This is a genomic window from Vitreoscilla massiliensis, from assembly GCF_001457815.1.
Taxonomy (GTDB): Bacteria; Pseudomonadota; Gammaproteobacteria; order Burkholderiales; family Neisseriaceae; genus Vitreoscilla; species Vitreoscilla massiliensis.
In genome coordinates this window covers 281,192-293,805 of record NZ_LN898218.1, presented here as the reverse complement: position 1 = coordinate 293,805, position 12,614 = coordinate 281,192, and the positions used below count along the sequence as shown (strand labels likewise).

The 12,614-nt window shown below is 48.5% G+C and carries 6 protein-coding genes, 2 tRNA genes and 3 rRNA genes; 9 read left to right on the top strand and 2 right to left on the bottom strand.

What is annotated here, in order from left to right:
- Positions 1-62 precede the first annotated feature (62 nt).
- From BN3003_RS05465 to BN3003_RS05435, 7 genes are all read left to right on the top strand, one after another.
- Positions 63-1,600 (top strand): 16S ribosomal RNA (locus BN3003_RS05465).
- Positions 1,601-1,679: 79 nt separating this feature from the next.
- Positions 1,680-1,756 (top strand) — tRNA-Ile (locus BN3003_RS05460).
- A 138-nt stretch (positions 1,757-1,894) separates the two neighbouring features.
- Positions 1,895-1,970: transfer RNA gene (locus BN3003_RS05455), tRNA-Ala, on the top strand.
- 413 nt (positions 1,971-2,383) lie between these two features.
- Positions 2,384-5,275: ribosomal RNA gene (locus tag BN3003_RS05450) — 23S ribosomal RNA — on the top strand.
- Positions 5,276-5,441: 166 nt separating this feature from the next.
- Positions 5,442-5,555: ribosomal RNA gene (gene rrf, locus BN3003_RS05445) — 5S ribosomal RNA — on the top strand.
- The 16S, 23S and 5S rRNA genes sit together here with 2 tRNA genes alongside, the layout of an rRNA operon.
- A 96-nt stretch (positions 5,556-5,651) precedes the next feature.
- Positions 5,652-6,938, top strand: a complete 1,287-nt coding sequence (gene brnQ / locus BN3003_RS05440) for a branched-chain amino acid transport system II carrier protein (protein WP_058355640.1) — start codon at positions 5,652-5,654, stop codon at positions 6,936-6,938.
- A gap of 130 nt (positions 6,939-7,068) precedes the next feature.
- Complete coding sequence (locus BN3003_RS05435) at positions 7,069-7,611, top strand: DUF4822 domain-containing protein (RefSeq protein ID WP_058355639.1); 543 nt, start codon at positions 7,069-7,071, stop codon at positions 7,609-7,611.
- A 67-nt stretch (positions 7,612-7,678) separates the two neighbouring features.
- Here the strand turns inward: BN3003_RS05435 and prmB are convergent, their stop codons facing one another.
- Entirely contained in the window at positions 7,679-8,581 is a 903-nt protein-coding gene (gene prmB / locus BN3003_RS05430) for a 50S ribosomal protein L3 N(5)-glutamine methyltransferase (RefSeq protein ID WP_058355659.1), read from the bottom strand.
- A gap of 452 nt (positions 8,582-9,033) precedes the next feature.
- Between prmB and recG the strand changes: the two genes are divergently transcribed.
- The gene (recG, locus tag BN3003_RS05425; protein ID WP_058355638.1) at positions 9,034-11,064 is read left to right on the top strand and encodes an ATP-dependent DNA helicase RecG; all 2,031 of its coding nucleotides are present in this window, start codon (positions 9,034-9,036) and stop codon (positions 11,062-11,064) included.
- 46 nt (positions 11,065-11,110) lie between these two features.
- On the opposite strand, the gene BN3003_RS05420 is transcribed toward recG, so the two are convergent.
- On the bottom strand, positions 11,111-11,320 hold the full coding sequence (locus BN3003_RS05420; RefSeq protein WP_058355637.1) for a hypothetical protein: 210 nt from the start codon (positions 11,318-11,320) through the stop codon (positions 11,111-11,113).
- Positions 11,321-11,602: 282 nt separating this feature from the next.
- Between BN3003_RS05420 and rarD the strand changes: the two genes are divergently transcribed.
- Positions 11,603-12,529 (top strand): EamA family transporter RarD, encoded by a 927-nt coding sequence (gene rarD / locus BN3003_RS05415; protein ID WP_058355636.1) that lies wholly within the window; start codon positions 11,603-11,605, stop codon positions 12,527-12,529.
- Positions 12,530-12,614: the final 85 nt, after the last annotated feature.

Below are 12,614 nucleotides of genomic sequence, written 5' to 3'. Positions count from 1 at the left end.
TTAATCATTTCTCGTTCTTTTCTTTTGAGAAGCAGACCAGAAGTTATATTAGCTTAGAGATTAAACATAAGAGTTTGATCCTGGCTCAGATTGAACGCTGGCGGCATGCTTTACACATGCAAGTCGAACGGCAGCATGGGTGCTTGCACCTGATGGCGAGTGGCGAACGGGTGAGTAATACATCGGAACGTACCAAGTAATGGGGGATAACTACTCGAAAGAGTGGCTAATACCGCATACGCCCTAAGGGGGAAAGCAGGGGATCTTCGGACCTTGCGTTATTTGAGCGGCCGATGTCTGATTAGCTAGTTGGTGGGGTAAAAGCCTACCAAGGCGACGATCAGTAGCGGGTCTGAGAGGATGATCCGCCACACTGGGACTGAGACACGGCCCAGACTCCTACGGGAGGCAGCAGTGGGGAATTTTGGACAATGGGGGGAACCCTGATCCAGCCATGCCGCGTGTATGAAGAAGGCCTTCGGGTTGTAAAGTACTTTTGTTAGGGAAGAAAAGCTTGTTGATAATACCAATGAGTCATGACGGTACCTAAAGAATAAGCACCGGCTAACTACGTGCCAGCAGCCGCGGTAATACGTAGGGTGCAAGCGTTAATCGGAATTACTGGGCGTAAAGCGAGCGCAGGCGGTTATTTAAGTCAGGTGTGAAAGCCCCGAGCTCAACTTGGGACGTGCATTTGAAACTGGATAACTAGAGTGTGTCAGAGGGGGGTAGAATTCCACGTGTAGCAGTGAAATGCGTAGAGATGTGGAGGAATACCGATGGCGAAGGCAGCCCCCTGGGATAACACTGACGCTCATGCTCGACAGCGTGGGTAGCAAACAGGATTAGATACCCTGGTAGTCCACGCCCTAAACGATGTCAATTAGCTGTTGGGAGATTAAAAGCTCTTGGTAGCGTAGCTAACGCGTGAAATTGACCGCCTGGGGAGTACGGTCGCAAGATTAAAACTCAAAGGAATTGACGGGGACCCGCACAAGCGGTGGATGATGTGGATTAATTCGATGCAACGCGAAGAACCTTACCTGGTCTTGACATGTGCGGAATCCTCCAGAGACGGAGGAGTGCCTTCGGGAACCGTAACACAGGTGCTGCATGGCTGTCGTCAGCTCGTGTCGTGAGATGTTGGGTTAAGTCCCGCAACGAGCGCAACCCTTGTCATTAGTTGCTACCATTCAGTTGAGCACTCTAATGAGACTGCCGGTGACAAACCGGAGGAAGGTGGGGATGACGTCAAGTCCTCATGGCCCTTATGACCAGGGCTTCACACGTCATACAATGGTCGGTACAGAGGGTAGCCAAGCCGCGAGGTGGAGCCAATCTCATAAAGCCGATCGTAGTCCGGATCGCACTCTGCAACTCGAGTGCGTGAAGTCGGAATCGCTAGTAATCGCAGGTCAGCATACTGCGGTGAATACGTTCCCGGGTCTTGTACACACCGCCCGTCACACCATGGGAGTGGGGGATACCAGAAGTAGGTAGGATAACCGTAAGGAGTCCGCTTACCACGGTATGCTTCATGACTGGGGTGAAGTCGTAACAAGGTAGCCGTAGGGGAACCTGCGGCTGGATCACCTCCTTTCTAGAGATAGAAGAGGCTTGACGCATTCACACTTATCGGTAAACTGAAATGAAGATGCAAGAAGAAACAGCAACGACCTGGGTTTGTAGCTCAGCTGGTTAGAGCACACGCTTGATAAGCGTGGGGTCGGAGGTTCAAGTCCTCCCAGACCCACCACTTATTAAGTAAGACTTATAGGTGATGGTTGTGGTTGGTACGGAGTTAGCTGAGTATGATGTATTCAGACGAGGCGAGAAGAAGCGAAGCATACTTATGTATGTGAGCGACTGAGCAACGAAGTATCAATACATCAGAGGGGGCATAGCTCAGTTGGTAGAGCACCTGCTTTGCAAGCAGGGGGTCATCGGTTCGATCCCGTTTGCCTCCACCACTGACTGCTGTAGTAACTTTGCAAATCAAAGAAGATTAACAGCTGCGGCTGTTATTTGTTTCCTTGTTAATAAGGAAATGGTATACTAGTCGTCTTTGATTTGCGAAGCGTGTGAGCGGATAAGCAGTACAAAGCGAAACACATAAAAAGCAACGCATTGATCTTTAAAAAATTAGAAAGCCGAAATCAACAAACAAAAGACAATGTTGTTGTTTAAGCAAGACGTAAGTCAGCCTTTACAGGCCGCTTAAATAACACAGTAATTTGGGTGATGATTGTATCTGCGATTAACGAATTCAAAAGGCGTTAATCGTAACAACCAAGTAGTAAGCTTTATTGTAAGAGAGAATCAAGTTTAAGGAAGACACGTCAACTGTCCAGTTAAACAAAGTCAGAGGTTCTTGAAATGATAGAGTCAAGTGAATAAGTGCATCAGGTGGATGCCTTGGCGATGATAGGCGAAGAAGGACGTGTAAGCCTGCGAAAAGCGTGGGGGAGCTGGCAATAAAGCTTTGATCCCGCGATGTCCGAATGGGGAAACCCACTCAATTTATTGAGTATCCTAGACTGAATACATAGGTCTAGAGAAGCGAACCTGGAGAACTGAACCATCTAAGTACCCAGAGGAAAAGAAATCAACCGAGATTCCGTAAGTAGTGGCGAGCGAACACGGAAAAGCCTGTTAGTGATATTAGTCGAGATAGAAGAACATTCTGGAAAGTATGACCATAGAGCGTGATAGTCGCGTATTCGAAATCTCAATTAAGGTACTAAGCTAACGACAAGTAGGGCGGGACACGAGAAATCCTGTCTGAATATGGGGGGACCATCCTCCAAGGCTAAATACTCATCATCGACCGATAGTGAACCAGTACCGTGAGGGAAAGGCGAAAAGAACCCCGGGAGGGGAGTGAAATAGAACCTGAAACCTGATGCATACAAACAGTGGGAGCGGACTTGTTCCGTGACTGCGTACCTTTTGTATAATGGGTCAACGACTTACGTTCAGTAGCGAGCTTAACCGAATAGGGGAGGCGTAGAGAAATCGAGTCTTAATAGGGCGATTAGTTGCTGGGCGTAGACCCGAAACCGAGTGATCTATCCATGGCCAGGATGAAGTTGCCGTAACAGGTAATGGAGGTCCGAACCCACTAATGTTGCAAAATTAGGGGATGAGCTGTGGATAGGGGTGAAAGGCTAAACAAACTCGGAGATAGCTGGTTCTCCCCGAAAACTATTTAGGTAGTGCCTCGAGGTACACTGATGGGGGTAAAGCACTGTTATGGCTAGGGGGTTATTGCAACTTACCAACCCATGGCAAACTAAGAATACCATCAAGTGATTCCTCGGGAGACAGACATCGGGTGCTAACGTCCGGTGTCAAGAGGGAAACAACCCAGACCGCCAGCTAAGGTCCCAAATGATAGATTAAGTGGTAAACGAAGTGAGAAGGCCCAGACAGCTAGGATGTTGGCTTAGAAGCAGCCATCATTTAAAGAAAGCGTAATAGCTCACTAGTCGAGTCGTCTTGCGCGGAAGATGTAACGGGGCTCAAATCTATAACCGAAGCTGCGGATGTGCGCGTAAGCGTATGTGGTAGGGGAGCGTTCTGTAGGCCTGCGAAGGTGTGTTGTGAAGCATGCTGGAGGTATCAGAAGTGCGAATGTTGACATGAGTAGCGATAAAGGGGGTGAAAAGCCCCCTCGCCGAAAGCCCAAGGTTTCCTACGCAACGTTCATCGGCGTAGGGTGAGTCGGCCCCTAAGGCGAGGCAGAGATGCGTAGTCGATGGGAAACAGGTTAATATTCCTGTACTTGATTTAAGTGCGATGTGGGGACGGAGAAGGTTAGGTCAGCAAACTGTTGGAATAGTTTGTTCAAGCCGGTAGGTGGAATTCTTAGGCAAATCCGGGAATTCATTAACACCGAGAAGTGATAACGAGGTTCTACGGAACTGAAGTGACCAATACCACGCTTCCAGGAAAAGCCACTAAGCTTCAGCTTAAATCGAACCGTACCGCAAACCGACACAGGTGGGCAGGATGAGAATTCTAAGGCGCTTGAGAGAACTCGGGAGAAGGAACTCGGCAAATTGATACCGTAACTTCGGGAGAAGGTATGCCCCATAACGTTAAGGATTTACTCCGTAAGCGATGTGGGGCCGCAGAGAATAGGTGGCTGCGACTGTTTATTAAAAACACAGCACTCTGCTAACACGAAAGTGGACGTATAGGGTGTGACGCCTGCCCGGTGCTGGAAGGTTAATTGAAGATGTGCAAGCATCGGATCGAAGCCCCAGTAAACGGCGGCCGTAACTATAACGGTCCTAAGGTAGCGAAATTCCTTGTCGGGTAAGTTCCGACCCGCACGAATGGCGTAACGATGGCCACACTGTCTCCTCCCGAGACTCAGCGAAGTTGAAGTGGTTGTGAAGATGCAATCTACCCGCTGCTAGACGGAAAGACCCCGTGAACCTTTACTGTAGCTTTGCATTGGACTTTGAAGTCACTTGTGTAGGATAGGTGGGAGGCTTTGAAGCAGAGACGCTAGTTTCTGTGGAGCCGTCCTTGAAATACCACCCTGGTGACTTTGAGGTTCTAACCCAGATCCGTTATCCGGATCGGGGACCGTGCATGGTAGGCAGTTTGACTGGGGCGGTCTCCTCCCAAAGAGTAACGGAGGAGTTCGAAGGTTACCTAGGTCCGGTCGGAAATCGGACTGATAGTGCAATGGCAAAAGGTAGCTTAACTGCGAGACCCACAAGTCGAGCAGGTGCGAAAGCAGGACATAGTGATCCGGTGGTTCTGTATGGAAGGGCCATCGCTCAACGGATAAAAGGTACTCCGGGGATAACAGGCTGATTCCGCCCAAGAGTTCATATCGACGGCGGAGTTTGGCACCTCGATGTCGGCTCATCACATCCTGGGGCTGTAGTCGGTCCCAAGGGTATGGCTGTTCGCCATTTAAAGTGGTACGTGAGCTGGGTTTAAAACGTCGTGAGACAGTTTGGTCCCTATCTGCAGTGGGCGTTGGAAGTTTGACGGGGGCTGCTCCTAGTACGAGAGGACCGGAGTGGACGAACCTCTGGTGTACCGGTTGTCACGCCAGTGGCATAGCCGGGTAGCTAAGTTCGGAAGAGATAAACGCTGAAAGCATCTAAGCGTGAAACTCGCCTGAAGATGAGACTTCCCTTGTGGTTTAACCACACTAAAGAGTCGTTCGAGACCAGGACGTTGATAGGTGAGGTGTGGAAGAGCGGTAACGCTTGAAGCTAACTCATACTAATTGCTCGTGAGGCTTGACTCTATCATTTGAAGAACTTCGAATGATGAAGCTTACTACAATAAGCATACAATTCATTACCTGTTGATTTAAGTTTACGTAAGGCGCATAATACGCGACTTACAAAAAGCGAACCTTGTGAAAACAGTCCAAAGACGCTTCACAAAACGGCTTTCTAATACCCTTTTTGTTTGGCGGCCATAGCAAGTTGGTCCCACGCCTTCCCATCCCGAACAGGACCGTGAAACGATTTAGCGCCGATGATAGTGTGGATTACCCATGTGAAAGTAGGTCACCGCCAAACTCCCCATTCTAAAGCCCTGACTTAACAGTCAGGGCTTTTTATTTATACGGCAGTACGCAGTAACAAGTTTATTCGTTGTTTTGATTGTAGTTGGTTATGAAAAAGATTTTACCTATAGGCTTTACCTTATTCGCGCTGTTTTTTGGTGCGGGCAATTTGATTTTTCCATTGAAACTCGGTTATGAAAGTGCGACGTATTTCTGGCCTGCTTTAATTGGTTTCTTGATTACCGGTGTCGGCTTGCCCTTATTGGGCTTGATTTCCGGTTCATTATCGGGTCAAAGCATCGCCCAAACCCTGTCTGAACGCATCCATCCATTGTTCTCTGTGGTGTTTATGGTGGCCATTTACCTGACCATAGGCCCATTGTTTGCGATTCCCCGTACTGCCACTACCTCGTATGAAATTGGCTTTGTGCCCAGCTTAGGTTCATCACCTATGGCTTTGTTTGGCTTTACTGTGGTGTTTTTTGGTTTGGTTTTGGCCTTGAGCTTGAACCGCTCCAAAATGGTAGACGTCATAGGCAAATGGTTGACACCGGCTTTGCTCATCACCATCTGCATTTTGTGCGTAAAAGCTTTTTTGATGTTCAAAACGGGCGTGAGCACTGCCACACCACGCTTTGAACAAGAATCGCCATGGGGCATAGGCTTTTTAGAAGGCTATTTGACCATGGATGCGATTGCAGCGATTGCGTTTGCGATGATTGCGATGCAAGCGGTCAATGCAGTGGGCATTACCGATAAAAAAATGGTAACACGCTATTGCGCGATTGCCGCTTTGATTGCCGGTGTGGCCTTGGCTGCGGTGTATTTGGCCTTGGGTTGGGCGGGCAACCATTATCCGTTAGATGCGGCGACTTTAGAGCAAATCAATGCCAATGGCACCCATTTGGGCGTGTATTTGTTGGTGCACATTGCTTCTGACACTTACGGTGCTGTCGGCCCTTGGTTGGTGGCGGTGATTGTGTTGTTGGCATGTTTGACCACTGCGATTGGTTTGATTGTGGCAGTGGCTGATTACTTCCACCAGCAGTTCAGCTTCTTGTCTTACAAAGCCTATGTGTGGATATTCACCCTCATTAGTTTGGTTTTGGCCAACCAAGGTTTGAACCAAGTCATCAGCTTGTCGATTCCGGTATTGTTGATTTTGTATCCAATTGCAATGACGGTAATCGTGTTGTTGTTGTTACACCCAGTGTTACAACCAAGCCGTTTGGTGTATCGCAGCACTGTGGGTACTGCGGTGGTCATCAGTTTGCTCAGTCAATTTACCCCCCATTTGATTGATAACTTGCCGTTGGCAAGTGCTTCTCTGGCGTGGTTATTGCCTGTATTGGCTGTGTTTGTTGGCAGTACCGTGTTGAAACAAATCAAACACTAGTTGTCATTGAGTCAGAACTTTATAAGCGTCCTGTAATCGTACAGGACGCTTATTTGTTTTTGCAACCAAATACAATCAAGTAAGCGATGGAATAAACACATTAACAGCAACAGCGGTTGAGGAGGTAAGAATGAAGACCACATTACGTATTGCGATATTGGGCGTGGCCAGTGTTTTGGCTTTGTCGGCTTGTAGTGGTGCCAAAACCAAGGCAGTGGATACAGGTGTCACCACTGACAATATGAATGCATCTGAATTGACCTTATTGCGTACTGGCACTTGGGTGACACGCAGCATCCACGATTCCAATGGTTTGATTTACAGCGGAAAAGATGAATTTGTGGCGCGTTTGGCAGGGGTGACCCGTTACCATAATAATGGCACATTTCGCAGTGTGAGCATGGACAGCAGTTTGGTATTTGAAGGCAATTGGTCCATCAGCGATGATGGAAAAATCCTGAGCTTGGTGGGTCTAGGAAAAGATGGTCGTCCTGGATTCAACATTGCCGCGCCTTTGTTGAAACTGAACAACACCGAATTTTCATACCGCATCTATCCCAATCCGGATAACCGCAATCAGTATTTTGATGTGAACATGGCTCCGGCCAATATTGAGGAAAGTCGCATCCTCAATCGTGCTGCTTCAACCAATCCTAACAGCATGACCAATTAATCACGATGATAAAAGCGGCCTGTAATTGTTTACAGGCCGCTTTTTGTGAGTCATGGACTTTGGGAGCTTATTCGGCTTGTCCCAATAATTGTTCGCGCGTGAGCAAGAACACGAAGCCGTCGCCGCCGCTGGTTTCCATCCACATGAATGGCAATTCTGGATATGCCGCTTCCAAAACATCACGGTTGTGGCCGATTTCTACCAATAACACGCCGCGCGGATTGAGGTATTTGGCGGCCTGTAACAAGATGTCTCGAGTGGCATCAAGGCCATCATTGCCAGAGCCCAAAGCCATTTCAGGTTCGTGCAAATATTCTTCTGGCAAAGCTTCCACACTTTCGGCATCGACGTACGGTGGATTGGAAATGATCAAGTCGTAAGTTTGTTCTATGCCTTCAAACAAATCGGTATGGATGAGTTGTATGCGCTCGTCCAAACCATAACGCTCGACATTGATGGCGGCCACTTCCAACGCATCCAAGCTCAAATCGACGGCATCGATTTGTGCGGCAGGATAGTGGTGCGCCATTTGTATGGCCAAACAGCCGCTGCCAGTGCACAAATCCAAGGCGTTGTTCACCAGTTCAGGGAATTCTATCCACGGCGTTAAAGGCTCGCCGAGCAATTCATAGATGAACGAGCGTGGAATCAACACACGTTCGTCGACGTAAAAATCAAATTCGCCTTGGAAGGCTTCATTGGTGAGATAGGCCAAGGGTTTGCGGGTGTCTATGCGTTCGTGCACCAAGGCCAAGATGGCATCGATTTCTTCTGGCAACAATTTTGCGTCGTAAAACGTGTCCAAAGTGTCCATGGGCAATTGCAAACAATGCAAAACCAAATAAGCAGCTTCGTCAAAAGCATTGTCATTGCCATGGCCGTAAAATAATTCGGCGGCGTTAAACTGGCTGACGGTATAGCGGAAAACATCGCGGAGGGTGGTTAAATGCTGGGCAGCAGAGGTGTACATGGCGTGCCAATTCAAAACGGTAAAAATGGCAGACATTATAGCTTAAGCGGCCTGTAAGTAGGTATTTAGAGTGTTTGTATGGTTTGGTTTCAATTGAAATGATATCCATAGCGGATTTTATGCAATTTTTGGCATTTTTTTTTGAGTTATCGCAATAGATATGACATTAAAATAATGTATACTCATTTGCATAAAAATTGAATATCAATCGCATCGCACAGATGCTTGGTTTGCGGGGCTTACGCTGGCAGCCACTTAAGGGAAGCAAAAAGCGTCTTAGCAATAAGGCGCTTTTTTATGTCTGCGAGTTTACAGGCCGCTGTGTTCTCATGCCGCTCAAACTGGCATCCTTATCCCCATCATCATATAATTGACGTTCATTTCACAGTCGCCGCGTCAGCGCCAACACATGCATATCTTCAATCTTCATTTGTCCAAAGGTGTCGCCCAGTATGAATTTAATTGATTTGGGTGTGACCGACAAAGTGCAAGCCAAATTGGCAAAATTGCACATCCACAATCTTTGGGATGCGGTCTTACACCTGCCGCTGCGCTATGAAGACGAAACCCACATCACCATGATAGACGATGCCCAGTTAGGTGTGCCTGTGCAAGTGGAAGGTGAGGTATTGTTACAAGAAGTGCAATTCAAACCGCGCAAACAATTGGTGGTGAAACTGCAAGACGATGCCGGCAGTGTGTTGATGTTGCGCTTTATCCATTTTTACCCCAGCCAACAGCAGCAATTGAGCAAGGGCAAGCGCGTGCGCGCCGTTGGTGAAATCAAGCAAGGCTATTATGGCGATGAGATGATACATCCGAAAATCCGTGCCGCCGATAACCATGCTCTGTCCGAAACACTGACACCGGTTTATCCCACTGTCAGTGGAGTGACCCAACCGATGTTGCGCAAAATCATCCATGCGGCTTTAAGCAAAGCCGATTTGAGCGATACTCTGCCTGATTCATTGTTGCAATCGCTGCGCTTGCCCAGTTTTGCCGACAGCGTGCGCTTATTGCATGACCCAACGCCAGAATACACACCGCAACAATTGCACGATGGTCAATTACCTGCGTGGCAACGCTTGAAATTCGATGAGTTGCTGGCGCAACAATTGTCGATGAAATTGGCTTACGACCAGCGCCGCAGTGGCAGCGCGCCGAAATTGCAAGGCGATGGTGCTTGGTGCGCACGCTTATTGGCCGCGCTGCCATTTCAATTAACGGCGGCACAGCAAAAAGTGCTGGCCGAAATCAAACACGATATGTTGCAAACCTATCCGATGCACCGTTTGTTACAAGGTGATGTGGGCAGTGGCAAAACCATTGTATCTGCTTTGGCGGCATTGAATGCCATCGAAGCTGGAGCACAAGTGGCGGTGATGGCACCAACCGAAATCTTGGCCGAACAGCATTTTCAAAAATTCACTCAGTGGCTAGAGCCCATGGGCATAGAAGTGGCGTGGCTCGCGGGCAGCACGCGCAAAAAAGCCAAAGATGCTGCCAAAGCCGGTTTGGCCGATGGCAGCATCCGCATTGCCGTCGGCACACATGCCTTGTTCCAAGACGATGTGGTGTTTGCCGATTTGGGCTTGGTCATCGTCGATGAGCAACACCGTTTTGGCGTTGGCCAGCGTTTGGCTTTGAAAAACAAAGGCCGCGAAGTGCACCAATTGATGATGTCGGCCACACCGATACCGCGCACCTTGGCCATGAGTTTTTTTGCCGATTTGGATGTGTCGGTGATAGAAGAATTGCCACCGAACCGCACTCCCATCAAAACCAAGTTAATCCATTCCGGCAGACGCGACGACATCGAGGCGTTTGTGCGTCATACCGTGCAACAAGGTCAGCAAGTGTATTGGGTGTGTCCGTTGATTGAGGAAAGTGAAACCTTGCAATTGCAAACGGCGGTGGACACGCATCTGCAGTTACAGGCCGCCTTTCCTGAGTATTCAGTCGGTTTGGTGCATGGGCGTTTGAAGGCGGCCGAAAAGGCCAGCGAAATGCAAAAATTCATCCACAATGAGCACCACATATTGGTGGCAACCACTGTGATCGAGGTGGGCGTAGATGTGCCCAATGCCAGTTTGATGGTGATAGAACACGCCGAGCGCATGGGTTTGGCACAGCTGCACCAATTGCGGGGTCGGGTGGGGCGCGGTCAAGCGGCCAGTGTGTGTGTGTTGATGTTTACCGAGCCTTTGAGCGAATTGGCCAAGGCGCGTTTGAAAGTGATATACGAACACACCGATGGTTTTGAAATTGCCAGACAAGACTTGAATATCCGTGGACCAGGTGAATTTTTGGGCGCCAAACAAAGCGGCATACCCTTATTGCGTTTTGCCAATTTGGAAGAAGACGTGCATTTGCTTGAGCAAGCACGAGATGTGGCACAGTGGTTGATAGCGGAAAACAGTGCGGTGGTGGATGTGCATTTACAGCGTTGGTTGGGCAGCCGAGAAGCCTATTTGGGGGTATAAGCGCTCGGCATTTGTGACAATAGGGAAATGATGAAAAAGCGAGGAATCACGCCGCCGCAGCAGCAGTATCGGGCAAAGTCGTTACGGCCATCATGAAAGCATTCAAAAACAACACGCGTTCTTCGGCTTCCAAAGCCATGATCAATTCCAAGCAGTGTTTTTTATTGTGTTCGGATAAGCGCGCAATCAGTTGAGCAATTTTCTCATGCAAGCTGATTTCTTGTTGCTTTCCTTTAATCAGTTGTAATGTGCTCATGATGGCTTCCTCGAAAATGTGTTGGTTTTTCTAGAGTGATGCAAGCTCTATGCCAATAAAATAAAGTAAACAGTTAAATTGTTGTCTTAGAGTGTAAAACCCACATGTCATTAATGCTGTTGTGTCAGTGTCTGTAATCGAGTTGGATTTCTAAATACTCAAACTGAGGTAAAAAATTAACATTGTGCGTTGCAAAATGCAGAATTTACCAGTAATCAAAGACTTGGGCCAAGTGAGTAAGATATAATCGAACTTTTCATTTTTCCGCTTGGGTTGGGTGTCATGCTGGTGTCGCGCCGTGGTATCGCAGCAGTTTTGTTGTCGAATGTGTTATTTGGTGTGCTGTATTTGTACAGCCATTTTATGCAGCCCATGGTGGGCAGCGATGTGTTTGCGTGGCGCATGGTGGCCATGTTGGTGGCGCTCAGTGCCATGATGAGCATGGGCGGCGGCTGGGCGGCTTTGCGCGAATTTGTAGGGCGCATCAACCAACAACCATGGCAATGGCTGTTATTTATCGGTTCAACCTTGGTGGTGGCTGGCAATTTTTGGGTGTTTATGTGGGCGCCGGTCAATGGCTATGGCATCGATGTGGCGGTAGGCTATTTTTTGCTGCCATTGACCACTTTGCTGATGGGCATGGTGGTGTTTGGTGAACGCTTGAACAAATGGCAAAAATGGGCGGTGGCGTTTGCCAGCGTTGGCGTGATGCACGAAATGTGGGCGGCGGAATCGCTGTCATGGATTACCTTGTTCTGCTGTTTGTCGTACCCGTTTTATTTTGGCATACGCCGCCATTTGCAAGTGCCGGCTTTGGTAGGCTTGTGGTTGGACTTGCTGTTGATTGCGCCATTTGCCTTGGCTTATTTATTGTTGTTCTCGGACAGCTTGGCTATGGTGGCGTCGCAATGGCAATTCACGCCGCTGATCATCAGTTTGGGCGTGTTCAGCGCCTTGGCCATGTTCTGGGTGATGTACGGTGCGCGCACTTTGCCGCTGACTTTGTTCAGCATGTTGACGTATGGCGAACCGATTTTGCTGTTTATTGTGGCCATCGTGTTTTTGGATGCGCCATTGACAGCCAGCGCGATGATTACCTATGGTTTGGTGTGGATAGGTTTGATGTTGATGATGTGGGACGGCTTTTTGCAAATGCGCCAACAGCATGAAGACAAAAGCGCCACCGAAGTGGAAAGCACGGTTTCATAAGACTTAAGCGGCCTGTAAGGTATCGGTTGCATGAGCTGTGATACAAAACCTGTTACTTGGCGTAACAGGTTTTTGTGCATTGAAG

Bases quoted from the DNA above. Each gene is read 5' to 3' on its own strand.
- rarD (WP_058355636.1), top strand. From the start codon at position 11,603: ATGCTGGTGTCGCGCCGTGGTATCGCAGCAGTTTTGTTGTCGAATGTG.
- recG (WP_058355638.1), top strand. From the start codon at position 9,034: ATGAATTTAATTGATTTGGGTGTGACCGACAAAGTGCAAGCCAAATTG.
- brnQ (WP_058355640.1), top strand. From the start codon at position 5,652: ATGAAAAAGATTTTACCTATAGGCTTTACCTTATTCGCGCTGTTTTTT.
- BN3003_RS05435 (WP_058355639.1), top strand. From the start codon at position 7,069: ATGAAGACCACATTACGTATTGCGATATTGGGCGTGGCCAGTGTTTTG.
- prmB (WP_058355659.1), bottom strand. From the start codon at position 8,581: ATGTACACCTCTGCTGCCCAGCATTTAACCACCCTCCGCGATGTTTTC.
- BN3003_RS05420 (WP_058355637.1), bottom strand. From the start codon at position 11,320: ATGAGCACATTACAACTGATTAAAGGAAAGCAACAAGAAATCAGCTTG.